We start from the raw sequence: 24390 nt of genomic DNA on the forward strand, positions 1-24390 counted from the left end.
GGGCACGCCGCCGGCGCGGCGTGCTCCCCCGCAAGCGGTCCGTGGCCGGCACCACCGCCCAGGGCGGCCGGGTGACGTTCGGAAATACCCGGGCTATACCGACGCGGGGCACGCTCAGCGCACCGGTCGCTCCCCCCGCCGGCGTGCTCACGATGAGGGCCGTACATGGCTGCCGCCACTCCGGCCCTCATCGTGACCGCCACGCGGGCGGCACACCGCGGCCGAACGCGGCCGTCCCGCAGCGTCCAGCCACAGCGGAAGGGCACCTGCCGTCCCATCGCCGCCCGCACACCCCGCCCCGGACACGCATGAACTCGGCACCAAAGAAGGAGGCACGTTGATATCCCTCATCCGCACGCTCAGCCCAGCGCTGCTCGGCAGACTGCTCGTGGCTGTCGCCGCCCTCGTCGTCCTGCCCTGGCAGGCCGCGGCGCCGGCCGCCGCGGCGGCCCCGCCCATCGCCTTCCAACTGCCCTTCACCTGCGGCCAGCAGTGGCGACTCGACAGCTGGTCACACGCACCCGCGCTCGACATGGTCCGCGAGCCCGACCAGGCCGGCACCGAAGGAGCACCGGTGCTGGCTCCGGCCTCCGGTACGGTCCGGCAGTCCTTCTACCACTCCAACGCCGGCAACGTGATCCAGATCAACCACGGGCAGCGCTACTTCACGACATACCTGCACCTGCAGAGCCGTGATGTCAGCGTCGGCCAGACGGTGCAGCGCGGCCAGCTGATCGGCCGGGTCGGCAGGACGGGGCCGACCTCGAACAACCACCCGCACCTGCACTTCGAGCTCGCCTACGACGCCGACAACAACGGATCCGCCACCTGGGGCAACTCCACCTCCGAACGGATCCGCCCCTGGTTCAACGGCGTCGAGTACGGCCAGGCCGACGGCAGGACCTGGCGGAACGTCACCAGCAACAACTGCGGCGGCACACCACCGCCCACCTGCGGCGGCGTCAACCTCGACTTCACTGCGTACCCCCTCATCCAGCAGGGATCCAACGGCAGTCCGGTCAAGGCGGCGCAATGCCGGCTGATCTCCGCCGGACACAATCCGGGAGAACCCGACGGCGACTTCGGGCCCGACACCGCAACGGCGACGATGTCCTTCCAGTCCGCCCGGGGCCTCACGGCCGACGGTGACATCGGCCCCAGGACCTGGACGGCCCTGCTGTCGTACGGCTCGACACCGGCGCTGCAGAACGGGTCGACCGGCGCGGACGTCAGCCGACTGCAGCGAGCACTGACCGCGGCACTCGGCCGCACCGTGGGCATCGACGGGGACTTCGGCCCGAACACCGAACAAGCCGTGCGCGACTACCAGACCACCCGCGGCCTCGGCGTCGACGGTGACGTCGGCCCGCAGACCTGGGCAGCCCTGCAGGCCGGACGATAAGCGCCCTCGTGGGCGGGGAAGCACGGCAACTCCGCCCACGACCGGCGTCGGATCGGCCGCGAGGACGTCCGGTGCTTCAGAGAATCGAGGCCGGTGTCGCGGTGGTCCTGGAGGGGATCTTGCACGAGGCCATGCCGCAGAACCACAGCCGAGGCGATCATGCGGGCGCCGCGTCGCGCGGGGGCCACATGTACCTACCCCGGCGGGCGCAGGGACGACGCCGTGTGCAGCCGCCGCGGCTTCCGGTGGGACGAACTACCCCCGCGGGCGCGGGAGCCCGGACCACCACCGCGTCGCCGCCGTCCGCCACGCCCTCGACGACCAGCACCGAAAACCCCGTCCCTATAAAGGAGTTGATATCCACCACGAGATCATGATCAAGAGCGGCTACTCGGCGTCACCACCGACTACCGGCCAGAGCCGAACGTCTCACAGTCCCCCGCCAGCACGAAACCGCCCCCGACCACGCCGAGTTCGGTGCCCCAGCAGTGGGCCATGACCGGAGCGGCCGGCATCAGGACCGCACCGCAGTCCCGGCCCGAGGCACGGATCAGATCCGGACGCCGAACTGGAAGGGCATGTTGCCGATCGCCTCGTAGCGGACGAACGTGCCGGTGCGCGGGGCGTGCAGCACCCGGCCGCCGCCCGCGTAGAAGCCGACGTGGTGCTGGTCGCCGTAGAAGATGACCAGGTCGCCGACCTGCAGATCGCTCTGCGAGTAGATGCGGGTGCCCGCGTTGGCCTGGGCCTGCGAGGTGCGCGGTATGGTCACGTCGGCTTGGGCGTACGCCCAGGAGGTGAGGCCCGAGCAGTCGAAGGAGCTGGGGCCGGAGTGCGCGTACGCGTACGGTGCCCCGATCACGCTCTGCGCCGCGGCGAACGCAGCGGCGGCGCGGCCGGAGGCGGCCGGGGCGTCGTCGAGGTCGACGCGCTCGCCGGCTCGAGTGGCCCGCTGCTGGTCCTCGGTGGCTAGCGCCGCCTTCTCCTGCGCCGTCAGCGAGTTCAGGAGCTTCTGCGCCGTGCCCAGCTTGGTCTGGACTTCCTTCTTCTTGCTCGCGAGCTTGGTCCGGGTGTCGGCGAGGTCCGTGAGCTTCTCGGAGGCCTCGGAGCGCTGCTGGGCGAGCGCCCGCTGCTTCTCCTGGACCTTCTTGAGCGACTCGGCCTGCTGGGCGGTCAGCTGGTCCACGGCCGAGGCCTTGTCCAGGAAGTCGTCGGGGTCCGAGGAGAGGAAGAGCGCGACGGAGGGGTCGATGCCGCCCGTGCGGTACTGCGCGCTGGCCATCGAACCGAGGCCGTCACGGAGCTCGTTGAGCTCCTCCTGGCCGCGGGCGACGTTGTCCTGCAGGGAGCTGATCTCCTTCTGGAGCTTCTCCTGCTTCTCCTTGGCGCCGTTGAGCTTCTCCGTGGCCTGCTCGGCCTCGTCGTAGAGCTTGTCGACCTTGGACTTGACCTCGTCCTTGCTGAGCTTCTCGGACGGCGCGGCGTTGGCCGCGTTGGCGCTGAGCGCAACGGCGGCAGCGGCGGCCGCGGTGAGCACGGTCACACGGGTGCGGCTCGGCTGCTTGGGTCGACGGTGGGACGCCACGAAAGCGAGCTCCTTCTTCGTTCGGCCGCCTGCCGACTACACCGACGGGCGGTGATCCTTCACTGCCACCCCCAGCGAGTGAACAACCGAGCAAAGGTTCGGATGGCGACTGTAGTGACTCAGTCTCCACTAGAGCAAGTGGCGCTTTAATGAAGGATGTTGAGTGGCAGAGACAAGTTACGGCTCCTTTCAGAGTGTTGCCGGGTAGACGGATGGTGTTGATTTGGATTCGACCGGTCAAGGCGAAACGTTCGGCCGGCGTGCGACATCCCGGGCACTCCCGCGACCGGCTGTTGAGATTCGTCGCGATGACGTCAAGTTCGTCCGGGCTGGACGTCGACAGGTTTTTTCCTTCGGGCAGATACCGTCGGAGCAGCTCCTCATTCGGTCGGACGTCGGTGATCTGTGAACGCCACGGGTCTTTCACCCTGTGGCGCTTTCCCTTCCGGATCGGGCGGCCAGTCCGACGCGCTTGCGCCGTTCACGGGGGACCGACTTCCAACAGGCGGTGTGGATCGTCCGGTAGGTCGTCTCGTGAGTGATCCGCGTCCGCGGGTCGCCCCCGTGATACGTGACACGGACGCAGGCGTCCGACGATCCGCCCGGGCGACCACTCCCCCGGCAGCAAGGTCAGCGCCGTCCGCCTCCCACCGGCATCGCCGCTCTGGCCGGTTGAGGCCAAGCCCATCGAAGCTGAGCTGATGCGGCGGGAACCTTCCGCCGGTTGCCGGACACCTATAGAGCATGGAACTGAACAACGCTGGTCCCGCCGTGCCGGTCGGAGGGACATCCGACCGGGAGCTGTGGGCGAGGGCCGTCGATGGCGACCGGGAGGCGTTCGGTCGGATCTTCGACCGTCACGGGAAGACCGTCTACAACCACCTGTTCCGGCGGACGGCCGACTGGTCCGAGGCCGAAGACCTCACGTCGACCGTGTTCTTGCATGCCTGGCGTCGGCGATCGGAGACGGTGCTGGACCGCGATTCGGCCCTGCCGTGGCTACTGGGCATCGCCGACCACCTGCTGTCGAACACCAGGCGGAGGCTGAGGCGGGCCGAGGCGTTGCTGCGCCGGCTCGTCTCGCACGACGAGTCGGTGGGCGACCACGCGGACCGCGTCGCCGTACGGGTCGACGACGAGCGCCGAATGTCGGAGATCCACCGGGCGTTGGCTCGGCTCCCGCGCCACGAACGCGAGGTCGTCGAACTCTGCGTGTGGTCGGGCCTGGATCAGCAGGCGGCTGCGGCAACGCTGCAGGTGGCGCTCGGAACCGTGAAGTCCAGGCTGCACCGGGCGCGGCGGAGACTGGGGGCCGATCTGGTCGGCAGATCCACAGTTCCCGCGTCATTCAGTTCGAAAAGTCCCGTCACCACGGAAGAGGTCGCACGATGAACGACATGCCGGGCATTCCCGCGGCTCCTTCCGATCGCGATCTGCCGAACCACCGGCGGACCCGAGAGGAGCTGCTGATGAAGATCGGTCCAGAGGACAACCGTGCTTCGCTGCGACGCAGGTGGGCAGTGCCGCTGGGTGTCGCCGCCGGCGTCGCGGCGGTGAGCGTCGCGACCGTGGCCGTCTTCAGCGGGATAGGGGACGCCAAGCCGCTGCTCGCCGCCCCTGCCGGAAACCCGACGAGCGCCGCCCCGCCACCGAGCCCAACGCACGGCTCCACGTCGTCCGGAACCGGCTCTGCGCCTTCCTCGACTCGCACGAGCTCCACCCCCGGCGCATTCACCATCACCAGCGGGACCACGACCCCGATCGACTCAGGGACCGTCGCCAAGATCCTGACCTCCTGCCTGGGCTCGGATGCCTCGAGCTACCACGCGGTGGTCGCGGCCCGCGCTCCCATCGCCTCGCGGGACGGGGACGGCGTGGTCATCGCCGTCAACTCCGCCGATCAGTACGTGCAATGCGAGTCAAAGGGCGACAAGGGCAACAGCCAGGACTCCCCGCCCACGTTCATCAACAATCGCCTGTGGGGCACCGGTCATACGATCGAGTATTTCAACTCCATTAGCGAGCCCGCCGGCAAGGGACGATATCTCATGTCGGGCGCTGGGCACTACGCATCCAACATTGCCAAGATCGCCATCAGCTACGGCGACAATCCGAAGCAGTACCCGGCGATCATGGCAGGCGGTGCATTCGTCTACGCGGCGGCTCTCTCCACGGACGACCCCGGCCCGCACTATTCGGGCCCCAGCCCCTACGTCCATGCCTACAACGCTTCCGGCAAAGAGATCTACAACCAGAAGACGGACCCGCAGTTCACCGATAACCAGTAATCGTCCGTTCCGTCGACCTTATTGCCGGCCGGCGAAGTCGAACGACTACCCATTAGTCTCGCCGCGCTGAGGGTGGACCCCCAGAGCGACACGTATTCCCGGAAGCAAACGATTGCCGGTCTCGGTATGCCCCCGGCCTGGAGCGAAGATCGTTGAGTGCCGGTGCAGATCGGGCGGGCGCGCAACCCCGACGGTACGACGGCGATATGTTCCTCACCTGTCCCCAGGGCCAGGTCAGCCAGGGCTGGCACGGCCCCTACCCGACCTCCTCGACCAGCGCGACATACCTCGGCCGAAGTCCTGGCGAAAACTAGACCGCTGACCGCGACAAACTCCAAGATCCCCGACGGGGTCGAGCTCACAGTCCCCTCCGTCACAGGGTGTGGTGCAGCCAGCGCTGCAGGACTTCGTTGACGTCCGCCGGGAGGGAGCTGATCTGCTCGATGACGGCACGGTCCTCGGGCATCGGAAGAATGCCGGCGGCTGTGAGGGTCGCTTGCAGGACCAGACGCCGCTGGTCCTGCGGGTCGAGGGTGTGGCTGAGGCGGTGGGCGGGGTTGGACGGCGCCAGAAGGAAGTCGCCGTCGTCGCGGGACCACGCCTGAGCGGGCACGGCGGCGTCAGGGGCTTGTACGGCATAGGGGTCGACGAAGGCGCGGGAACCGAGGGTCGCACTGTTCCAGGGGGTCATCTCTGTCTCCTCACCGATGGGTTGTGAACCACCTGTCGAGATCTCCGCGAGGGCCCCTCCGGTTGCGTCAGCGGCCGAACATCACGCTGACGGCGTCATCGGCGGGTGATCACCTCGTACGACGGGACGACGGGACGACGGCCGCCGACGCCACGAGACCCCGCGCGACCGCCCACCGCGAAGTCCGCCTCCCGCGCGACCACCGGCTACGAGGTCACCGTCGGCCGCGGCCACGAACGCGTACCACGCGGCCGGCGGCCACCGGGTCACCCCCGCCCGCCGGACCAGCGCACGGCGGCGGCTCCGGCGAAGTCGCCGGCGTGGGCGAATCCGCCCAGCACCACGAGGTCACCGTCCTTCACCCGGCCCGAGGTGATCGCGTGGTCCAGGGTGACCGGGATCGCCGCGCCGAAGAGATTGCCGCACTGGTCGAAGGTGTTCAGGTGCCGCTCGGCGGGCAGTTCCAGCGCCTCCGCCCAGTTGCGCAGGAAGGTGCGGTTCGGCTGGTTGGTGACGAGGACGTCGATGTCGGCGGTCGCCACGTCGAGCCGTCGGCACAGGTCCGTGATCACCTCCGGGACGAGCCGGTTGCCGCGTGCCAGCACCTTGGCGACGCTCGCGTCGGTGAACCCGATCCGGAGCTGGGACTCCCCCGGCTCCCAGTACTTGCGGCCGTCGTCGACCGCCAGGGTCATGTCGCCGGCGAACTCGCCGATGTGCCGGGTCTCCACGTCGAGGACCGGGGCGTCGGCCGACGTCGTCACCCATCCCACGCCGCAGCCGTCACCCGGGATCGCGGCCTGCGCGAGCCGACGCACCTCGGACTGGGTGAACCACTGCCCCGCGGCACTCTGCGCGTTGCAGATCAGCGCGGTCCTCGCGTCGGTCGTGGTGAGGATCTGCCGGGCCAGCTTCAGCATGTGGACGAAGGAGGCGCAGCCCGCGTTGGCCACGTCGACGAGCCATTCCGGGTTCAGGCCCAGCCGGCGCGCCACTTCGGTGCCCGCGCCGACGAACGGAAGGTCCGGGAGCTGGCTGTGCACCAGGAGTACGTCGACACCACGGATCTCGTCCCGGCCGTGGCGGTCGATCAGTGGCTGGACGGCGCGCTCGATCAGGTCCGTGTTGGTCTCGTCCGCGGCGACGTGGTGCCGTGTCCGCGGGACCTTGAACATGGGGTGGCCGCGCAGTTTGTCCTCCGCACCCGGGTACTCGGTGTAGTACTCGGCGGGGACCGGATCGCCCGGAAGGTAGGCGGCGACGTCGGTGAGGCTGACCGTGGTCACGATGCCACCGCCCTCGCGGGAGCCACGCTCACCGGCTGGCCGTTCCGGTGGCGATGCTCCAGGATCGCCTTGAGGTTGTTCATCTCCACGGTGTGGCCCGCGTAGAACAGATCCCAGTAGTCGCCCACCCAGGGCCGGTCGGGGCGGGGCGCGAGGCCGGGGTGCGGGTTCGTGTCGTAGTAGGGATGACGGCAGTTGGTCCAGGTGATCACCGATCCCGGCCTGTCGAGCACGAGTCGGGCCGGCACGACACGCATCAGGTAGATCATCCACAGCTTGTCGCCCTGGTCCCAGGAACAGTGGTAATCCACGGTCATGGCCTCGGGGTTGGCGGCGATCCTGCAGTAGATCCGGGTGTCGTCCTCCAGCCGGTCGCGCCCGACCCACAGTCCGGCTGTGCCGGAGGGCTCGAAGTCCCGCAGGCTGCAGGTCCATTCCTCCAGGTGGTGACCCTGGCGGAGGTAGTCGTAGGTCAGTTCGGGGGGACAGTCGACGTACTCGTGGATGGTGCAGTACTGCCCGTAGACCTGGTGATGGGGGTAGACGGAGTGGGTCAACTCGACGCAGTGCGCTGTCAGTTCGTCCCTGCCCGGGTTCTCGATCCGCATCAGGCCCGGGATGTCAGCCGGCGCGGACGATTCGTCGCTCATCTGCTTGCTCCTTGTTGTCGGCGTGTTCGGCGTGTTCGGCACGGTCGGCATGGCCCGCGGCTTGGGCGAAGGGCTGGAAAGGCAGGAACGGGGGGATCTCCTTCGGGTCGCAGTCCAGCGCCACGAAGGCGGGCCCGGCGCCCGCGTTCCCTCGCAGCAGCGCCTCGCGCAGGTGCTCCGCGCTCTCGGCGCCGGTGACGTCGAGGGACGGGAACGCGGCGGCCACCCCGGCCGCGATGTCGGTCCGGCCGAACATGTCGTCGTCGCGGACTCCGCCCTGGAGGAACTCCTCGCGCAGCGCGCACATGGCGTGGGCGTTGTTGTTGAAGACGACGAAGGTGACGGGCGCGGAGTGCTCCACGGCGGTGTGCACTTCCGCGCCGTGCATGAAGAAGGCCCCGTCGCCGGCGAGTACGTAGGTGCGCCGCCCGGTGGCGAGCGCGGCACCGATGCCCGCCCCGAAGGTGTAGCCCATGCCTCCCATGCCGAGCGCCACCACGAAACGCCCGTGGCGCGGCGCCGGAAGAAGGTGGACCGCGCTGGCACCGGTGTTGCCGGCGTCGACGAAGACGTGCGCGTCCTCGGGCAGGGCCGCCTCCACGGCGGCGAGGGCCTGGGAGAAGGGGACGATCCGCCCGTGGGCGGCCGGGAAGTCAAGCCCTGCGGCGGGGGTGGGGAGGGGGCCAGGGTGCCGGGGGCAGGGGCGCGGGCTCGACGCGAGCCTTTCGGTCACCGCGCGCAGTGCGTCCCGCAGGTTCCCGGCCAGCGCCGTACCCGGCACGAACGGCGCTTCGGAGTCCAGGCACACGACGTCGGTGGTGGCGAGGGCGCGCTCGAGCCCGCCGCGTGCCAGGAGGGGCAGCCGGGTGCCGACCAGCAGACAGACATCGGCCCGCCGCAGACAGTGTTCTACGTTGGCGTGGCCCATCACCCCGGCGACACCCGCGAACCGCGGGTCACGGTTGTCGAAGACGTCCTTGGCGTCCGGGGTGACGGCCACCCACGCACCGAGGTGCCGGGCCAGCAGGGACAGTTCCGCACGGGCGTCCGCCGCGGCGACGCCCTCTCCGGCGATGACCAGGACGGTGCTCGCGCCGCGAAGGATGTCCGTCACCTCGGTGACAGCGGCCGGTGAAGGCGGGGCCGGTGTCGGCGCGGCCTCTGCCGGTGCGGCGCCTGGCGGTGCGGCCCCTGGCGGCGCGGCCTCTGCCGGTAGGGCCTCCGCCAGTTGAGCGTCTGTCGGCGCGGCCTCTGCGGGTAGGGCCTCCGCCGATGCGGCGCCTGGCGGCGTGGGCTCTGCCGGTGCCGGATCATCCTGGCCCGGCAGGGCGATCCGTGCCTGTTGTACGTCCTTGGGCAGCAGCAGCACCGCAGGGCCGCGCGGCTCCGTCCGCGCCGCCGCCATCGCCCGTGCCAACAGTTCCACGATCGAGTCCGCGTCCTCGACCCGGGCGCAGAAGCGGGAGATCGGGCTGAAGACGTCGGCCGCGTCGAACGAGCCGCCCTTGCCGCTGGTGTCCTGGAAGGCGCCCTCGCCCTCCTGGGCCGTCGGCGGCTGGCCGACCAGGGCGAGCAGCGGCACCCTGGACGCGTACGCCTCCGCGAGGCCCGGCACCAGGTTCATCGCGCCCCCGCCCGAGGTGGCGGCAACCACCCCCAGGCGCCGGGTGGTTCGGGCGTAGCCGTCGGCCATCGTGACGGCGGAGAACTCGTGCTTGGCGACCACGCCCCGCACCGCTCCGCCGCGGTGCACAGCGTCGTACAAGTCCTCGATGTTCGCGCCGCCGACTCCGAACATGTGGGTGACCCCGGCCCGGGCGAGCTCGCCCGCCAACTGGTCGACCATGCGTACCGTCCCGGCCTCGGGTACGTCCGGCGCGGTGGTCATACGGGGCTCCCGTCCCTCTCGTGGGGCCGGTCGACGAGACCGGACGACGTGATGACCTGGAAGCGGTGCCGGTACTCCTTCGGGGTGACGCCCAGCGTTCGTCCGAAGGACCGGAAGAAGGTCTCGGGGGCACCGAATCCGCAGCGGCCCGCTATCTGGCTGATCGGCAGATCGGTCGTCTCCAGCAGCTCGCGGGCGCGGGCGATCCGGGTCCGCTGGACGTACTGCCCGGGGGTCGTGCCCACCTCGCGCCGGAAGACCCGGGCGAAGTTGCGCGGGCTCATGTTGGCCCGCTCGGCCATCTCGGCCACGGGTAACGGATTGTGGAGGTTCTCCAGGATCCACTCCTGCGCCGTCCGGATCGGCGGATGGTCCGCCAACTGGGCGTCCAGCAGCGCGCTGAACTGCGACTGCCCGCCGTGCCGTTTGAGGAACAGCACCAGGAACCGTGCCGTCTCCAGGGCGAGGGCCGCTCCGTGATCGGCCTCGACCAGGGCGAGCGCCATGTCGATCCCGGTCGAAACGCCCGCCGAGGTGACGAAGGGTCCGTCCCACACGAAGATCGGCTCGGCGTCCACCGTCACCGCCGGATAGCGGCAGGCCATCGTCTCGCTGTACGCCCAGTGCGTGGTGGCGCGTCTGCCGTCCAGCAGGCCCGCCTCGGCGAGCAGAAAGGATCCGCCGCATACGGAGGCGACCCTGCGCGACCGGGCCGCCGCCGTGCCGATCCACGAGATCAGCACCTGGTCGCGCAGCGCCTCGCCGACACTCCATCCCCCTGGCACGAGAAGCGTGTCGATGGGGCCCTGCCCCGCCTCCAGCGGCTGGGCCCCCACGCTCACTCCTGAACTCGTGCGCACCAGTGGCGCGTCTGGGGAGACCAGCTCCATCCGATAGGGAACGGCCCCGGGGGCGAGGAGCCTGTTGGCGATGTCGAACACTTCAATCGGTCCGGTGATGTCCAACGCCATGGCACCCGCGTAAACCACCACAACAACACGTCGCTCTGACACGGTCACAGCCTGTATCGGATCTCCGACTGACTGCAATGACAGATAACTGACGCATCCGGCCAACAGGCCACTCTCCGAGAGGAGTCACGGGCTACTGACCAGGCAGTTCGCATGCTGACGTCGCTGACGACAGGTGAGGCAACTCACAGGCACCAGCCAGCCACCCCGGCCCGACCCACAGGGCGTCATGAAGGACGGGGCCTCCGCATCCAGGGGACACGCCCCAGCCCCGATGCCGTTGCATTACGGGCCTGGGGGTTGGGGTCTTGTGATGAGGATGGCTTGGGTGCCGGTGCGGGTGGGCTGGGGCCAGGCGTGGTGTTCAGCCCGTTTGAGCCGGTAGTTGGACATCTTGCGTTTGACGGCTCGGGGCTGGCCCCGAGCCGTCTGGCGGGCAGGAGTCGTTCCAGGAGGTCCTGCTGGAGCAACAGCAGGGCTCTGACCAGGAGGGCAGGGGAAAAGCTGCCCGGCGTGACAGTCACACCGCACCGCACCAGCGCCCGGCCATCTCAAAGCCCAGACCCCGGGCGGCGCCGGTCACCACCGCCGTACGACCAGCCAAGGGGCCTGAAATGGGCACGACACCTCCGCACGGCAGAACGGGTCGACGTCACCATCCAGAATGCCCCGGTCCCCGCCGTCGGCGCTCCGGCGGCCCTCGGCGAATACCGCTCGATGGCGGGTGTGTGCTCCGGCCCGATTTGGGAACGCGCAGGGGGTGGGGTACTTCGAACGGTGGAGGCACACATGGCCGTACGGCATCGTCTGATCAAAAGGTCCCCCGAGGCCGTGTGGGACGTCCTCTCCGACGCCGAACGGTTCGAGGACTGGGTGGTCGGGACCTCCCATGTCGAAGCGGACGAGGGCAAGTGGCCGGAACTGGGGGCGACTCTCCGCTATGAGATCAAGATAGGGCCACTCACTCTGAGCAACCGGACCATCGTGCGCCGCAGTGAACCGACCACGGTTCTCGAGCTGGAGGCGGACAGCGGAGCGCTGGGGACGGCGAGGATCGCGCTGGAGCTGCGGCCCTGGGGCGACCACACCTTGCTCATCCTCGACGAGCACCCTTTGCGTGGTGCGGGTGGCGCCCTGCACAACGGCCTCCTGGACGCGGCGCAGCAGATGCGGCATCGCGCGATGCTCCGCCGTCTTGCCCGGCTCTGCGAAGCGGCCGAAGAACCGTCCCGTACCCCGGTCGGCCGGCCCGGGCACCCGCGCAGCGCCTGAAGCGCCACCGGGACCCGCAGGCGGTCACGTCACCGGGCGCGACGCCACCCACCGAGCCGGGGGCACGTCATGGCGGACGCAGTAGTGATCGGGGCGGGCCCAACGGTCTCGTCGCGGCCAACCTCCTGGTAGACGCCGGCTGGAGCGTGGAGGTGCTGGAGGCCCAGGACACGCCCGGCAGGGCGGTCCGGCACCACCATGGGGTCGACAACGATGGTGCTGCCGGTGCGCCGGCTGGGCGAGGAGGAGTTCCGCGGCGACGGCCGGCTCCTGCTCGCGGGCAACGCCCTGCACGCCGACCTGGCACCGGAAGCCGCGGGCAGCGGCGGATTCGGATGGCTCATGTCTATGCTCGGCCAGACCTACGGCTTCCCCGTTCCGGCCGGCGGCTCCGGAGCCCTCACCACCGCTCTCGCCCACCGCCTGGCACGGCGCGGCGGAACCATCCGCTGCGGGGAGCAGGTCACCGAGGTCGCCTGGGCCTATACGCATGTACCGCAACAGGTGCGGGCAGACGCGGGGACCGACGGGCTGACGGGATCGTGGGACACCCGGGAGCAAAAAGCCTTCGCGGATCGCATGGAGACGCACGTCGAGCGATACGCCCCCGGTTTCCGCGGCCTCATCCGTGCCCGGCGCGTCCTCGCCCCGCCCACTCTGGAAAGCCTGGACGCCAACCTCCGCGGCGGCGCCATCAACGGCGGCACCACCGCCCTGCACCAGCAGCTGTTCTTCCGCCCCGGTCCCGGCACCGGCCGCCCGGAGACACCCGTCCCCGGCCTGTACCTCGCCTCCGCTTCCGCGCACCCAGGCGGAGGGGTCCACGGCGCCCCCGGCGCCAATGCCGCACGGGCCGCCCTGCGCGGGCACCGCACCGCCGCTCTCTTCCACCTCCGGAGTCGGCTGCCCCCATCGCGATCGCCGGGGCTGGCGATGAGGTCGCCGGCCCTGGCGCTGCCGCTCTGGACGCCGAACTCCGCGGGTTTCGGCGTCCACAACCCGACCGTACAGGCGGGGATCTTCGAGGAGGAGGGTGAAAATCCTCATCGTCTGGGCCTGGCCTCTCGGAGCAGGACCGGCTGTGCCCGGTACGGCGTAGAGTCCCGATACGGCAGCAGGGCCCGGACCGCGTCGCGGTCCGGGCCCTGCCCCATGCGGTGTCGCCCTGCGGCGGCGGTGCGTCAGCTCTGTGCGGTGTCGTCACCCGTCTGCCCGGTGTCCCCCGCCGCGTTTGCCTTTTCGCGCATCTTGCGCACCAGCTCCGCCTTGCGGTCGGCCGCACTCTGGCGGTCGAGGTTGCGGTGCGGACCGTTGTTCTGCCGTTCGGCGCGGGACAGCTTCTTGCGCTGGCCGCCGCCCATGCCCACGGGGTTATTGATGTTCTTGCTCACGGGTTCTCCCGGAATGATGTGAAGTGAACCATGGATTCATCGATGAGGGAGGGGCGCGGCGACGCCGAAGGACGTCAGCAGGGGCCCATCACGCTCTCACTCGTAAATCAGTGTCTGGAAGAACATGCCAACGACGTTACCCGGTCCTGGGGGCCCCGAGCACCAAGGTTTTCGGCGCCGGGAGTCGGCCGGGCCACTCGTCCGGCGTGGGCACTCCGACGGCGGACACCTGGAGGAATACCCAACATAACCAGACACTGCCCGCATATCTGGCGTAATGCCAACACCCGCTGGGGCGGACGCCCGCTCACGATGGCGGGGTGACCAGACGTCCAGTGGTCAGAGCTGGTCAGAGCACGAAGGCCGCGCGCCGCGTACCGAATCCGGGGGGCGATCGGTCTGTGGAGCGGTGGCGCCGGGCTTGGCGAGAGCAGGGCGGGGCCGTGGTCTGTTCGAAGGGATCGCCCCAGGGCAGTCCAGGCTGTTCTAGGTCCAGATCATGGTCCAGGACCGCGATATCAGAAGCCCTGAGGAGAGGCGGCGGCGCGTTGATCGGGCCCAAGGTCCCGAGGCCATGCACAGGCTGAGTCCGTTCGGGGGTCGGCCAAGATACGACGGAGACCGGCAACCAGCGATCTTGAGTCGAACTTGCCTCAGGTGAGGTGCTGGGGCGGATCGGCGTCGGCCGCCCGACCAGGGACAGCGATGCGGCAAACCCAGTCAAAGGCCCGATCCTGCGTCACCATTCGCAGTGGACTTCTTCGCGTCCCGCTCAGTTCAGTCAGCGGCGCACCTGATAGCGCAGGTGAAGCGCCCGGTTGCCTTGAATCACCACGTCAGGGTCCTCCAACAGGTGCTGCGTGTGAACCGACCCGAAGTAGCGCCTGCCTGACCCGAACACGACGGGTACGACGTCCATGCGCACCTCATCGATCAGGCCCGCGGCAAGCACCTGGCCACCGACGTCACCGGCAGCGACCTCGACCGTGCGGTCACCCGCAAGCTCCTGCGCCTTGGCCACGGCTGCCTCGATGCCGTCGACGAAGTGAAACGGCGCCTCGGGCCCCGCCCGGTGCGTCACGACGATCACGTGGTCGATCCCGCGGAGGGTTCCCGTGCCAGCCGTCCGTGATGTCGAAGACGTGGCGGCCGACGAGTGTCGCCCCGATCTGGTCCCAGTACGGCCGGATGCAGTCGTAGGAGGTCTGCGGCACCTTCAGCGCGCCGCTCTTGTCCAACGGGACATCACCGCTGGACAACCAGCCGCCCGGCGCGTGGCCGGGATGTTCGTGGGATCAGCGGGCGATGTCGCGACGAGGACGAGCTCGGTGCTCGTCCGACGGTGGGTGTACCGCTGCGCAGATCGGTCGGAGGCGAGTGAGGCGATCGCGAGGTGGGTCTCGCCCGTGGAGATCGCGACGTCTGTACAGCGGTCCCTTCACGGCCAGGCCGGGACGATCATCATGTCCGCCGAGGCCATAAAGCAGTGGACAGCCCTCCGACGTCGGGCGACCATCTCCGCGATGAATGACGAACCTCTCTCAATCCCTAAACGCGTCCGTTTCGTCGAGCTCAGCGCGAAGGCGCTGCGGGCGCTTGCCGACGGTGACCTCGCCGGCGGCAGCGCCGAGGCCGGAGTCGCCCTTCACGAACATTTCGTCGGTGACCGGGCCCGCTGGATCTTCGGCTACCGCGCGGACCAGCTCGCCGAGGACCCGTCTGCCGCGCCCTGGATCACGCGGGCAGCGGTGTCCGAGCCGGACGGGGTCGTCGTCGGCGACGCCGGGTTCCACGGGCCACCGGACGAGGCCGGCATGGTTGAGGTCGGCTACACCGTCGTGCCCGTTTACCGCCGTCAGGGCTACGCCCGCGCCATGCTCAGGGCTCTGCTCGCCAGGGCTGCCGCCGACCCCGGTGTCAGGACCGTGCGCGCCAGGATCGGATCCGACAACACCGCCTCCCTGGCCTCCATCGAAGGCTTCGGCTTCACACGCGTCGGAGAGCAGGGGAACGAGCGCGACGGACTCACTGTCGTCTTCGAGGTTCCGGCAGACGCGATTCAGGCCGCGTAGCCTCTCGGCCTCGGCGGACAAGTTGACCGTGCCGGTCGGGCCGTGAAAAGGACCGCTGCACAGACATCGCGATCTCCACGGGCGAGACCCAACTCGCGATCGCCTCACTCGCCTCCGACCGATCCGTGCGGCGGTACACCCACCGCCGGACGATCACCGAGCTCGTCCTCCTTCGCGACATCACCCGCTGAGCACCCACCAGCCGAGCCGCCAGGCCTGCACGCCCGAGGCCCGACTTCCTCCGAGACCGTAGGATCACCTGCCTGACACCGACCCGAGGAAGCGGGCGAATTGGACCGCCTCGATTCTCGTTCAAGGCCTGTATCACCGTCCCGAGCACTTCTCCCCGGTGGCAGAAAGCTTGCGGACCGCAGGAGTCGAGGTCGTCGTTCCCGCACTCCACCGGGGCTCGGTGTTCGCAACACGGTGGCGGTACAGGCTGCCATCAACCCGCTGCGAGACCCTCCGGTCGTGCTTGGTCCCTCCTACGGCGGGTCAGTGATCACCGGAGTGCGCGGAGCAGGACACCTTGTCTGCCTGGCGGCCTTCGTACCGGATACCGGAGAAGGCCCAGCCACTCTGGACGGGGCGTCCTCCCAGCTCCAAGACGCGATCAGCCGTGAGCCCGACGGCTCGGCCAGCCTGCACCCCGACCGGGCCGTCGACGCCCTCTACAACAACTGCCCCGAACCTCTCGCCACCTGGGCTGTCGGCCTGCTGCACGCGCAAGCCCCGGCTGCGGACGAGTGGGCCCGGAGCACCACAGCCGGGAACACACTCCCTCCCCCTACGTCGTCTGCGCCCAGGACCAGGCCATCAACCCCGAACTGCAAGCCCGTCGGCTTTCGACGCCGAAGGCGCTGCCGTCGAGGTCGGGGCCGCGAGGCGCGAGGGACCGGAATCTGCGCTACGGCACCGCGCTGCGCACCCTTTCGCGTGTTCGCACGCTTGTGTCACCCTGTGTCCTCGATGCGTGGGGCAAGGGCGGGGATGTCTTGAGCAGACGCGGTTCGTTGAGTGCCCGGAAGTGGTTCAGGCGTGGGGTCGCTCTCGCCGAGCAGGGAAAACTGACGGAAGCGCGTGACGCTTACCTCCGTGCGGCGGAGTCCGGCAGCGTGAACGCTCAGTACAACCTGGGGCTCGTCCACGTCGATCTCGGTGACCTCGACAACGCGATCCCGTGGTTCCGCCGGGCTGCCGCCGCTGGAGACGCCGGCGCCATGCACAGTCTCGCGCTGCATCTCTACGGCGGGGATCGGAAGGCGGTCGCCGAGGCGCTGCACTGGTACGCCGAGGCGGCCCTGCGCGGTCACGCGCCCTCGCAGTACAACCTGGCTCTCCACCACCACCTGGCGGGTCAACTCTCCCTCGCCGAGCGCTACTACGAAGAGGCGGCGAAGCAGGGGCACCTCGATGCGCAGGTGTCCCTGGCAGGCCTGTGGCATGGCCGGGGCCTCGACCGGGAAGCCGAGGAGATGCTGCGCCGGGCAGTGGCCAAGGAGCATCCCGGGGCGCTCGACTTCATGGGCAAACTGGCCGCGAACCGAGGTGACACCGAGCGGGCCGCCGGGTTCTACGCGCGCTCCCACGCGGCGGGATTCTCCGGTGCGGCGGTGAACCTGGGGATGCTGCACCAGGGGCAGCAGCGCGAGGCGGAGGCCGAGGAGTGGTTCCGTAAAGCGGCCGACGCCGGTAACGCCGGCGGTATGTACGCCCTGGGCCGGCTGATCATCGATCTGGACCGGTCGGACGAGGCCCTTGTCTGGTTCCGCAGGGCCGCCGAACTGGGGGACGCGTCGGCGCAGCACGCGGTGCGGGTTCTCACCGCGCGCGAAGAGGAATGACACTTCGCCGCACTCCAGAACACCGATGTCCCCGAAGGACCGGGCTTGATCAAGTTCCGCGGGTGTCTGGATCGTTGGTGATGCCCAGGATGGGGAGCGCTCGTTGGGGTTCGTCGCGGATCGCCCGGGTGGTCTTGGCGATGTTGTCGGCTCCGAGGGTTTTCAGCACGCCGATGGCGAGGTTGCGGAGGGTCGCCATGGCCCGTGGTGCGGTTCCGGCGTGGACGGTGGAGGCGTCCTCGGCGAAGGTGACGTCCCTGATGTGGTGCGAGGAGTTCTCCACTGCCCAGTGCCCGCGAATCGCGGCGGCCAAGTCGGCCGGGCCGGCCTGGTGGGCGTCGGGGCTGGTGACGGCGTAGACACTCTCACGGGTCTCGCGCTTGCCGGTCTGCTTGCGGCGGCGGTGGACGCGGATGGCCAGGCGGGCGTGGGGAAAAGCGATCCCGCCGACTTCGTCCGCGACGGCGCAGGTCTTGATCGAGCGGGACTCGCGGCGTCCGTGTCCGGAGGCGGAGGCGGTGTGCTGGACGGCGATGTCCCGCCACGGCAGGGCCGCGAGCCGGCTGTGGGCGGTCGGCTGGTTGGTCTTGATCACGGCGATGCAGTGGGCTTTCTCGGCCTCGACCAGCCAGGAGGTGTTCGCCTTGACCGAGTGCACCGGCAATTGATCTCTACCGCCGGTGACCCACCATCAGGACAACAGCACCGCGGAACAGGATCACCGGGCCCGGATCGGCTGAGTGAGGTTGAACGGGTCGTATCGCCAGGCAGACCGTTCGGGGACGGCGAACTCATCGGTAAGACCACCCTGCCGGACGATCCACAACACAGACCGCCGCACCCCGAAACAAGGTCACACCACGCCACTGACCAGCCACTTCAGTACGACGGAGCTTCACAGAGGCTCTTCGCACTCATCCACCGACTGCCGGTCCTGACCTCTGCTTCAGCGCAGGTCAGGGACCGTCACTCCCAACAATTTCGCAAAGTCCTCAACCTGCCTACGACGGTTGGCACCTTTCCAGTACGCGGACTGCCGCCGCTGAGCAGCGGAGAGGTCGTTGTCGCCTGTCGCATCTGTCATCGTCGAGCCCCCGCACAGCCCAGGGACAGCTCGAGCGGGAACATCGCGAAATGGTGTGTGCCGGAGTGCGGGTACCCGCTCGCGGCCTAGGTCTGCGGTGCCAGGGAGCGCAGGACGTCGAACTCGTTGCCCTCGGGGTCTGCCATGACCACCCAGTTTCGGTCGGGGCCCTGGCCCACATCCATCGTGCTGGCGCCGAGGCCGAGCAATCTGGTCACCTCGTCCTGGGTACTGCCGTCGATCGGGCTGACGTCAAGGTGGAGCCGGTTCTTCACGGTCTTGCCCTCGGGTACCTGGATGAACACCAGCGTGGGCGGCATCTGGCCGGCCCGAACATCCTCGACGGTCGGCACCCAGGAGCCGATCTCGACTTTGCCCTCGCTCCGGTCGATCACCTTGAAGTCCAGGACCTCGCACCAGAAAGCCGCAAGCCTCTCCGGTTCATGGCAGTCAACGACCAAGTCGGTGAACCTACTTGTCACGACTCTCCCCAGGTAGTGCGGATGGGGCTCAGAGTATTGGCCGGACCGCCCGACCGACAGATCCGCGATCTTCCTGGCCGACCAGGAGCTGTCCGTCCGATCCTGGGTGCGCACTCTTGACTCGTGATGGATCACGGTATTGCTCTCCCCCACCACCGCCTCCACGTCGTGCCTGCGGTCGTTTCGCCGGCTCTGTCTCACATCCGGCGGTAACGCCGAGCAAAGGCGGATGCGCAGAGTAATAGCCGCAGCTCGGCTCGGACATCGCGCCGCCAGAGCCTCTCGGAGGCCACTTTCGGAGAGGCGTCCCGACGACCGGACGCGTTCCCTCCAAGCTGCGGCGGAAGCGTCCCCGAGGACGGCCTTCGGCAACGTAACGTTCCATTACCACCGAATATGAGACAGAGTCGAACGTTTTACAGTCCCCGGATCATGGTCGTCCTCGTCGAGAGTGCGAGAGGGCGAGAGTCCTTGTGGACGAAGGCGAGGTAGGGGCCGGTGGACCGTCACCAGGGCACTGTTCCGCCGTCATCGAAGAATCCGCCGGTCGGTCCGTCGTCGGGCAGGGTCGCGAGGTGAATCGCGATCGCCGCACCCTGGTGGGGAGTGCGGACGCCCTGGAAGCCGTTGAGGTCGGTGGCGGTGAAGCCGGGACAGCCGGAGTTGATCAGGAGGGTGGTGTCGCTCAGTTCCTTGGCATATTGGACGGTGACGGCGTTGAGGAAGGTCTTGGACGCCAAGTACGCAGCGGGAATCGGGCCCATGTCGATGCCGGGCGTGGTCTGCAGGACGAGCGAGCCGACGCTGCTGGACATGTTCACGATCCGCGGTGATGCCGAGCCGCGCAGCATGGGCAGCATCGCGTTGGTGACGCGGATGACCCCGATCACGTTGGTTTCCACGACGGCTCGTACGGTGGCGGGATCGATTGTGGTGGGCGTCTGCGGCGTACTCCCGGTGATCGCGGCGTTGTTGACCAGGACGTCGAGCCCTCCGGCGTGGTCGGCGATCAGCTCGGCCGCGGCGGCCACACTTGCGTCGTCTGCCACGTCGAGCGGCACGCCGAACGCGTCGGTCCCGGCTGCGCGCAGCTCCTCCACCGCGGTGTCGCGGCGCTGTTGATCCCGCGCGCCCACGCCGATGCGCCAGCCGAGGGCGCCCAGGCCCGCCGCGATCTCGTATCCGATTCCCTTGTTCGCACCGGTCACCAGCGCGATCGTCTGTTCACTCATGTCATCAAGCGTGGGGCGGACTTGGGCGGGACGTCCAAGACCGATCGGGTGGGCGGCGATACCGCACGGATATCGGTCGTGGTGAGCGCCGGATACGATGAGGCGGTGGAGACGCGAGAGTTACGGTACTTCGTCGCCGTCGCGGAGGAATTGCACTTCGGGCGGGCGGCGCAGCGGCTCGCCATGGCGCAACCACCGCTGTCGCGGGCGATCCAGCAGCTCGAGCGGCGGCTCGGAGTGGTTCTGCTGCACCGCACTGCTCGCGCGGTCGCCTTGACCGAGGCCGGGTCGGTGCTTCTGCGGGAGGCCCGGGCCGCACTCGACGCGGTCGAAGCCGCCGAGCGTCGCACCCGCCGCGCCGCTGCCGAACCACCCGCCGTGGTGCTGGCCACGAAAGCCGGAGCGTCCAGCGAACTGTTGTCGAAGCTGCTGGACGCCTATGCCGCCGAGCCCGGCGCGGTCGCCGTCGAGGTGATGCTGTGCGGGCCCGGCGAGCAGGAAGGGATGCTGCGCGACGGGCGGGCCGACGTTGCTCTGCTCCAGCGGCCCTTCGACACGACGGCCGGACTTGACACCGAGGACCTGCACACCGAACAGCAGGTCGTGGTCCTGCCCGCGGGGCACCCCTTCGCCGACCGACCCCATACGTCGATGGCCGAGGTCACCACCCTGACGGACCTGCCCCTGCCACGCTGGCCCCGACAGGGCGGGGGCTACCCGGACGGACCTGGCCCGCAGGTGCGCGACCACACCCAGCTGTTCCAGCTGATCGCGCTCGGACGGGCCTGCGCGGTCGTGCCCGAGTCCCTCCGAGCCCACCTGCGCGACGGTCATGCGACGGTGCCGGTGCCGGACGCGCCGGCTGTCACGACCGTCATCGCCTGGCCACCCCACAGCAGATCCAAAGCCGTCGCCGACCTCGTCCGCACCGCGACACGCCTCTAGCCAACGGCATGCGCGAGAAGCCATGGGGGTGACATCCTTGGCTCGGTGTTCTCATCCGATCATGCAGGTGTCGTGTTTTTCGATGTCGATGGCACCCTCGTCCCAGGTACGAGTTCTTCAGTCTTTCCGGCCGGCTTCCTCGGCCGTCGGGACGAGTTGGCCAAGGCCGAGGACGCATACGCTTCCGGCGACATGGACAATCGACAAGTCTCCGAGCTGGACGCCAAGGGCTGGGCGGGTGTCCCCGCGGAGCAGGTCTCTGGCTGGCTCGATGGGCTTCCCTTGATCTCGGGCATCACGGAGACCGTGGCCTGGTGCTGGCAGAACGGGTTGGTGCCCTTCGAGGTGGCTGCCGCCCAGCCGACGATGCGGCGGGAGAAGGTGTCCACGACGAAGGCCACGTGGACGACGCCGGCGAACGTGGCGACATGGGTGAAATCGGCGACCCGGCAGCGGTTCGGGGCCGGGGCGACGAAGTCACGGTCCACTACGGGGAAGAACGTGCGTCCACTACGGGGAAGAACGTGCCTTGACTCGATCCTCTCAAACGATCGAGTCCCTACCGAACCCGGAACGGTTCACCTCCAACGGCCCCGGCGCAGGCGGGCACGGACGGCGAGCAGTGATCTTCAGCCCCCAGCCGGGCAGTTGACTCCTACGACCGGCCTACGACCAACCCGACCTGCCGTCGACCCGAACCACCACCGGATTCAACGCACTACCGCTAGGAGGTGAAGACCTTCCCCGGGTTGAAAATCCCGGCCGGGTCGAACACCTTCTTGATCCCGCGGTGCAGATCGAGCACGGCCGGGCTCAGCTCCTGGGCCAGGCCGCGCATCTTGAGCAGCCCCACCCCGTGCTCCCCGGTGACGGTGCCGCCCAGCGCGATCGCCTGGTCGACGACCTCCTCGAACACCCCGCGCCCCCGGGCCAGGGCGGTCACGTTCCCCCGAGGAACGACCATCATCGGGTGCAGGTTGCCGTCCCCCGCGTGGGCCAGGCTCGCGATGTGCACGTCGTGCGCCAGGGCGATCCGCTCCAGGTGGGCGAGCATCTCCGGTACGAGCATGCGCGGCACGCAGATGTCCTCGCTGAGCACCAGGCCCAGCCGCTCCAGCGCCGGATAAACCAGTCGGCGCGCGGCGAAGAGGGCATCCGCCTCCGCAGTGTCGGTCGAGCGGGCACTCCAGGTCGCGCCCGCGCTCTCGAAGCAGCTCAAGACGGTGTCGGCCTCCTGGTCTCCGGCGGCTCCAGGGGCGTCACAGCGGGCCAGCAGCAACACGTTACCGGTCTCGGTGAGGCCCATGTTGGTCCAGTCGTCCACGGCGCGCAGGCAGTAGCCGTCGACGAGTTCGAGGGCGCTCGGCACCACTCCGGAAGCCACCACGCGGGCGACCGCGCGTCCCGCGCCGGGCAGGTCGTCGAAGTAGCCGACGACGGTCCGCTCCTGCGCCCGGGCGCCACGCAGCCGCAGGGTGACCTCGGTGACCAGGCCCAGCGTGCCCTCCGAGCCCACCATCAGCCCGGCCAGTTCGTAGCCCGCGGTGCCCTTGGCGGTCTGCCGCCCCAGCCGGACGGTCTCGCCATGCCCGGTGACGGCCTCCAGCCCGAGGACGTAGTCCCGGGTCACCCCGTACTTCACGCAGCACAGCCCGCCCGCGTTGGTGGCCACGTTCCCGCCGATCGTGGACCACGGGGCGCTGGCCGGGTCTGGCGGATACCAGAGGCCCTTCTCGGCGCAGGCCGCGCGCAGATGGTCGTTGACCACCCCGGGCTGCACGACGGCGAGCCGCTCGTCGGGGTCGATGCGCACGATCGCGTCCATCGCGTTGAACGAGACGACCACACAGCCCTCGATGGCGTTGGCCCCGCCGGACAGCCCGGTGCCCGCGCCGCGCGCGACCAGCGGGACACCCCGCTCGGCGCAGTACGCGACCACTGCGGCGACCTCGGCGGTGTCGTGGGGGCGTACGACGGCGACGGGCATGCCGAAGGGGGCGCCCGCCGCCTCGTCGTGCGCGAAGGAGGCCCGGGTGTCCCGGTCGACGATCACCCGCCCCGCGGGGAGGAGCCGTACCAGCTCGGAAGAAGTCGTGGTGGCCGAAGGAGTCGTGGTGCCCATTTTCGCGACGCTTTCACTGGCCCCGACAGGGGTCAATTGGCCTTTGGTACAGCCAGATCCGTACGTGTACGAAAGGCCAATTGCCGCGCCTCGAAACATTGCGCGAGGGTAGTTGGACGCCAGGTCAGACAGTGGATGGCGACCATAAAGGGGGAAATTCACATGGCGGTGGTACTCTCGGGTATCGGGGGATTTCTCCCTCCCAGGGTGGTGACGAACGACGACCTTTCCGCCACACTCGACACGAACGACGAGTGGATCAGGACGCGGACCGGAATCAGTGAACGCAGGGTCGTCTCGGACGGCCTGTCGACCGGCACCCTGGCCGTGGAGGCCGGTGCCCGGGCGCTGCGGTCCGCCGGCGTGAGCGGGGTGGACACGGTGGTCGTGGCGACCACCTCCCCCGACCGGCTCTGCCCTGCGGTGGCGCCGGAGGTCGCGTCCCGGCTCGGCATGGGACCGGTGGCGGCCTTCGACCTCACCTCGGCGTGCAGCGGGTTCCTCTACGGACTCGCCGCCTCCGCCGGGCTGATCGCCTCGGGGACCGCCGAGAGCGTGCTGTTCATCGGCTCGGAGGCTTTCACCACGCTGGTCAACCAACGGGACCGCGGGACGGCGCCGATCTTCGGCGACGGAGCGGGCGCGGTGGTACTGCGCCGCGGCGAGGACGACGAGCCCGGCGCGCTGGGCCCCTTCGACCTCGGCAGTGACGGCTCGCTCGCCGATCTGCTGGCCATCCCGGCCGGCGGTTCGCGCCAGCGGTCTGCGGACGCGAGCCTCGGCCACGACTCGGTACCCACCGAGGACTGGTACCTGCGGATGGAGGGCCGCCCCCTTTACACGCAGGCAGTCGAGCGCATGACGCAGTCGGCGCAGGCGGTGCTCAAACGCACCGCCTGGTCCGTGGCGGACGTCGACTGGTTCGTCGGCCACCAGGCCAACGTCCGGATCGTGCGGGCGGTGGCGGAGGAACTCGAAGTCCCCATGGAACGCGTCGCGGTCAACATCGACCGGGTCGGGAACACCCTGTCGGCCTCGGTCCCCCTGCTGCTGAACGACATCGCCGCCAGCGGCGACCTCAAGCCCGGCGACCGGGTCCTGCTGTCGGCGTTCGGAGCCGGTCTCTCGTGGGGCTCGACGGCCCTGGTCTGGCCCGACATCCGTGCCGAGCACGTGAACTGACAC

19 protein-coding genes and 6 pseudogenes are annotated in these 24390 nt (G+C 69.3%); 12 read left to right on the forward strand and 13 right to left on the reverse strand.

Features of this window, described 5'->3' with window-relative positions; translation table 11 throughout:
* Positions 1-337: 337 nt before the first annotated feature.
* A complete protein-coding gene (locus tag ACFYW7_RS35265; protein WP_389510069.1) occupies positions 338-1402 on the forward strand; it encodes a peptidoglycan-binding protein in 1065 nt (354 codons plus the stop codon).
* A gap of 550 nt (positions 1403-1952) precedes the next feature.
* Here the strand turns inward: ACFYW7_RS35265 and ACFYW7_RS35270 are convergent.
* Positions 1953-2987 carry an NlpC/P60 family protein gene (locus tag ACFYW7_RS35270; protein WP_389510071.1) on the reverse strand — a complete coding sequence of 345 codons (1035 nt, stop codon included), beginning with the start codon at positions 2985-2987 and terminating at the stop codon, positions 1953-1955.
* Between the two features lie 744 nt (positions 2988-3731).
* On the opposite strand from ACFYW7_RS35270, the gene ACFYW7_RS35275 reads away from it, so the two are divergent.
* Together ACFYW7_RS35275 and ACFYW7_RS35280 are read left to right on the forward strand one after the other, a co-directional pair.
* Entirely contained in the window at positions 3732-4379 is a 648-nt protein-coding gene (locus tag ACFYW7_RS35275; RefSeq protein WP_389510073.1) for an RNA polymerase sigma factor, read from the forward strand.
* Positions 4376-5275, forward strand: coding sequence for a hypothetical protein (locus ACFYW7_RS35280; RefSeq protein ID WP_389510076.1), 900 nt, complete (start codon positions 4376-4378; stop codon positions 5273-5275). Before ACFYW7_RS35275 ends, ACFYW7_RS35280 begins: the two co-directional genes overlap by 4 nt.
* A gap of 373 nt (positions 5276-5648) precedes the next feature.
* Here the strand turns inward: ACFYW7_RS35280 and ACFYW7_RS35285 are convergent, their stop codons facing one another.
* The 5 genes from ACFYW7_RS35285 to ACFYW7_RS35305 form a co-directional block, all read right to left on the reverse strand.
* On the reverse strand, positions 5649-5966 hold the full coding sequence (locus ACFYW7_RS35285; protein WP_389510078.1) for a hypothetical protein: 318 nt from the start codon (positions 5964-5966) through the stop codon (positions 5649-5651).
* Positions 5967-6232: 266 nt separating this feature from the next.
* A complete protein-coding gene (locus tag ACFYW7_RS35290) occupies positions 6233-7252 on the reverse strand; it encodes a 3-oxoacyl-ACP synthase III family protein (protein WP_389510080.1) in 1020 nt (339 codons plus the stop codon).
* Entirely contained in the window at positions 7249-7902 is a 654-nt protein-coding gene (locus tag ACFYW7_RS35295) for an SRPBCC family protein (protein ID WP_389510082.1), read from the reverse strand. The genes ACFYW7_RS35290 and ACFYW7_RS35295 overlap by 4 nt, the downstream gene beginning before the upstream one ends.
* The gene (locus ACFYW7_RS35300; RefSeq protein ID WP_389510084.1) at positions 7874-9790 is read right to left on the reverse strand and encodes a thiamine pyrophosphate-binding protein; all 1917 of its coding nucleotides are present in this window, start codon (positions 9788-9790) and stop codon (positions 7874-7876) included. The genes ACFYW7_RS35295 and ACFYW7_RS35300 overlap by 29 nt, the downstream gene beginning before the upstream one ends.
* Positions 9787-10803: a GlxA family transcriptional regulator gene (locus tag ACFYW7_RS35305; RefSeq protein WP_389510086.1), complete on the reverse strand. Its 1017-nt coding sequence runs from the start codon at positions 10801-10803 to the stop codon at positions 9787-9789. Before ACFYW7_RS35305 ends, ACFYW7_RS35300 begins: the two co-directional genes overlap by 4 nt.
* Positions 10804-11550: 747 nt before the next feature.
* On the opposite strand from ACFYW7_RS35305, the gene ACFYW7_RS35310 reads away from it, so the two are divergent.
* Together ACFYW7_RS35310 and ACFYW7_RS35315 are read left to right on the forward strand one after the other, a co-directional pair.
* Entirely contained in the window at positions 11551-12033 is a 483-nt protein-coding gene (locus tag ACFYW7_RS35310) for an SRPBCC family protein (RefSeq protein ID WP_389510088.1), read from the forward strand.
* A 210-nt stretch (positions 12034-12243) separates the two neighbouring features.
* Positions 12244-12939: pseudogene (locus ACFYW7_RS35315) on the forward strand (phytoene desaturase family protein); the annotation flags it as partial.
* Between the two features lie 275 nt (positions 12940-13214).
* On the opposite strand, the gene ACFYW7_RS35320 reads toward ACFYW7_RS35315, so the two are convergent.
* Together ACFYW7_RS35320 and ACFYW7_RS35325 are read right to left on the reverse strand one after the other, a co-directional pair.
* Entirely contained in the window at positions 13215-13424 is a 210-nt protein-coding gene (locus ACFYW7_RS35320) for a DUF6243 family protein (protein ID WP_389510091.1), read from the reverse strand.
* 781 nt (positions 13425-14205) lie between these two features.
* Positions 14206-14686 (reverse strand): annotated as a pseudogene (locus ACFYW7_RS35325) (dihydrofolate reductase family protein); the annotation flags it as partial.
* 261 nt (positions 14687-14947) lie between these two features.
* Here ACFYW7_RS35325 and ACFYW7_RS35330 point away from each other — a divergent pair.
* The 4 genes and pseudogenes from ACFYW7_RS35330 to ACFYW7_RS35345 all read left to right on the forward strand — a co-directional run bounded on the left by ACFYW7_RS35330 (position 14948) and on the right by ACFYW7_RS35345 (position 17340).
* Positions 14948-15496 carry a GNAT family N-acetyltransferase gene (locus ACFYW7_RS35330; RefSeq protein ID WP_389510094.1) on the forward strand — a complete coding sequence of 183 codons (549 nt, stop codon included), beginning with the start codon at positions 14948-14950 and terminating at the stop codon, positions 15494-15496.
* Positions 15497-15845: 349 nt separating this feature from the next.
* A pseudogene (locus ACFYW7_RS35335) lies at positions 15846-16335 on the forward strand (alpha/beta fold hydrolase); the annotation flags it as partial.
* A 111-nt stretch (positions 16336-16446) separates the two neighbouring features.
* Positions 16447-16596: pseudogene (locus ACFYW7_RS35340) on the forward strand (tetratricopeptide repeat protein); the annotation flags it as partial.
* A gap of 15 nt (positions 16597-16611) precedes the next feature.
* Positions 16612-17340, forward strand: coding sequence for a tetratricopeptide repeat protein (locus ACFYW7_RS35345; RefSeq protein ID WP_389510236.1), 729 nt, complete (start codon positions 16612-16614; stop codon positions 17338-17340).
* 49 nt (positions 17341-17389) lie between these two features.
* Here the strand turns inward: ACFYW7_RS35345 and ACFYW7_RS35350 are convergent, their stop codons facing one another.
* From ACFYW7_RS35350 to ACFYW7_RS35360, 3 genes are all read right to left on the reverse strand, one after another.
* The gene (locus ACFYW7_RS35350; RefSeq protein ID WP_389510096.1) at positions 17390-17998 is read right to left on the reverse strand and encodes an ISAs1 family transposase; all 609 of its coding nucleotides are present in this window, start codon (positions 17996-17998) and stop codon (positions 17390-17392) included.
* Positions 17999-18510: 512 nt separating this feature from the next.
* Positions 18511-18906, reverse strand: a complete 396-nt coding sequence (locus tag ACFYW7_RS35355) for a VOC family protein (RefSeq protein ID WP_389510098.1) — start codon at positions 18904-18906, stop codon at positions 18511-18513.
* A gap of 506 nt (positions 18907-19412) precedes the next feature.
* Positions 19413-20138, reverse strand: coding sequence for an SDR family NAD(P)-dependent oxidoreductase (locus tag ACFYW7_RS35360; RefSeq protein WP_389510100.1), 726 nt, complete (start codon positions 20136-20138; stop codon positions 19413-19415).
* A gap of 105 nt (positions 20139-20243) precedes the next feature.
* Between ACFYW7_RS35360 and ACFYW7_RS35365 the strand changes: the two genes are divergently transcribed.
* Positions 20244-21083, forward strand: coding sequence for a LysR family transcriptional regulator (locus tag ACFYW7_RS35365; RefSeq protein WP_389510102.1), 840 nt, complete (start codon positions 20244-20246; stop codon positions 21081-21083).
* Between the two features lie 72 nt (positions 21084-21155).
* Positions 21156-21422, forward strand: a pseudogene (locus tag ACFYW7_RS35370) (haloacid dehalogenase); the annotation flags it as partial.
* Here the strand turns inward: ACFYW7_RS35370 and ACFYW7_RS35375 are convergent.
* Positions 21416-21574 (reverse strand): annotated as a pseudogene (locus ACFYW7_RS35375) (DDE-type integrase/transposase/recombinase); the annotation flags it as partial. The pseudogenes ACFYW7_RS35370 and ACFYW7_RS35375 overlap by 7 nt on opposite strands.
* 233 nt (positions 21575-21807) lie before the next feature.
* Positions 21808-23205, reverse strand: a complete 1398-nt coding sequence (locus ACFYW7_RS35380) for an FAD-binding oxidoreductase (protein WP_389510104.1) — start codon at positions 23203-23205, stop codon at positions 21808-21810.
* A gap of 135 nt (positions 23206-23340) precedes the next feature.
* On the opposite strand from ACFYW7_RS35380, the gene ACFYW7_RS35385 reads away from it, so the two are divergent.
* Positions 23341-24387, forward strand: coding sequence for a beta-ketoacyl-ACP synthase III (locus tag ACFYW7_RS35385; protein WP_389510107.1), 1047 nt, complete (start codon positions 23341-23343; stop codon positions 24385-24387).
* The last annotated feature ends 3 nt before the right edge of the window (positions 24388-24390 follow it).

Origin of the sequence: Streptomyces sp. NPDC002580, assembly GCF_042889485.1 — a bacterium.
Classification (GTDB): domain Bacteria; phylum Actinomycetota; class Actinomycetes; order Streptomycetales; family Streptomycetaceae; genus Streptomyces.

Bases quoted from the DNA above. Each gene is read 5' to 3' on its own strand.
- ACFYW7_RS35275 (WP_389510073.1), top strand. From the start codon at position 3,732: ATGGAACTGAACAACGCTGGTCCCGCCGTGCCGGTCGGAGGGACATCC.
- ACFYW7_RS35280 (WP_389510076.1), top strand. From the start codon at position 4,376: ATGAACGACATGCCGGGCATTCCCGCGGCTCCTTCCGATCGCGATCTG.
- ACFYW7_RS35285 (WP_389510078.1), bottom strand. From the start codon at position 5,966: ATGACCCCCTGGAACAGTGCGACCCTCGGTTCCCGCGCCTTCGTCGAC.
- ACFYW7_RS35295 (WP_389510082.1), bottom strand. From the start codon at position 7,902: ATGAGCGACGAATCGTCCGCGCCGGCTGACATCCCGGGCCTGATGCGG.
- ACFYW7_RS35300 (WP_389510084.1), bottom strand. From the start codon at position 9,790: ATGACCACCGCGCCGGACGTACCCGAGGCCGGGACGGTACGCATGGTC.
- ACFYW7_RS35310 (WP_389510088.1), top strand. From the start codon at position 11,551: ATGGCCGTACGGCATCGTCTGATCAAAAGGTCCCCCGAGGCCGTGTGG.
- ACFYW7_RS35330 (WP_389510094.1), top strand. From the start codon at position 14,948: ATGAATGACGAACCTCTCTCAATCCCTAAACGCGTCCGTTTCGTCGAG.
- ACFYW7_RS35360 (WP_389510100.1), bottom strand. From the start codon at position 20,138: ATGAGTGAACAGACGATCGCGCTGGTGACCGGTGCGAACAAGGGAATC.
- ACFYW7_RS35380 (WP_389510104.1), bottom strand. From the start codon at position 23,205: ATGGGCACCACGACTCCTTCGGCCACCACGACTTCTTCCGAGCTGGTA.
- ACFYW7_RS35385 (WP_389510107.1), top strand. From the start codon at position 23,341: ATGGCGACCATAAAGGGGGAAATTCACATGGCGGTGGTACTCTCGGGT.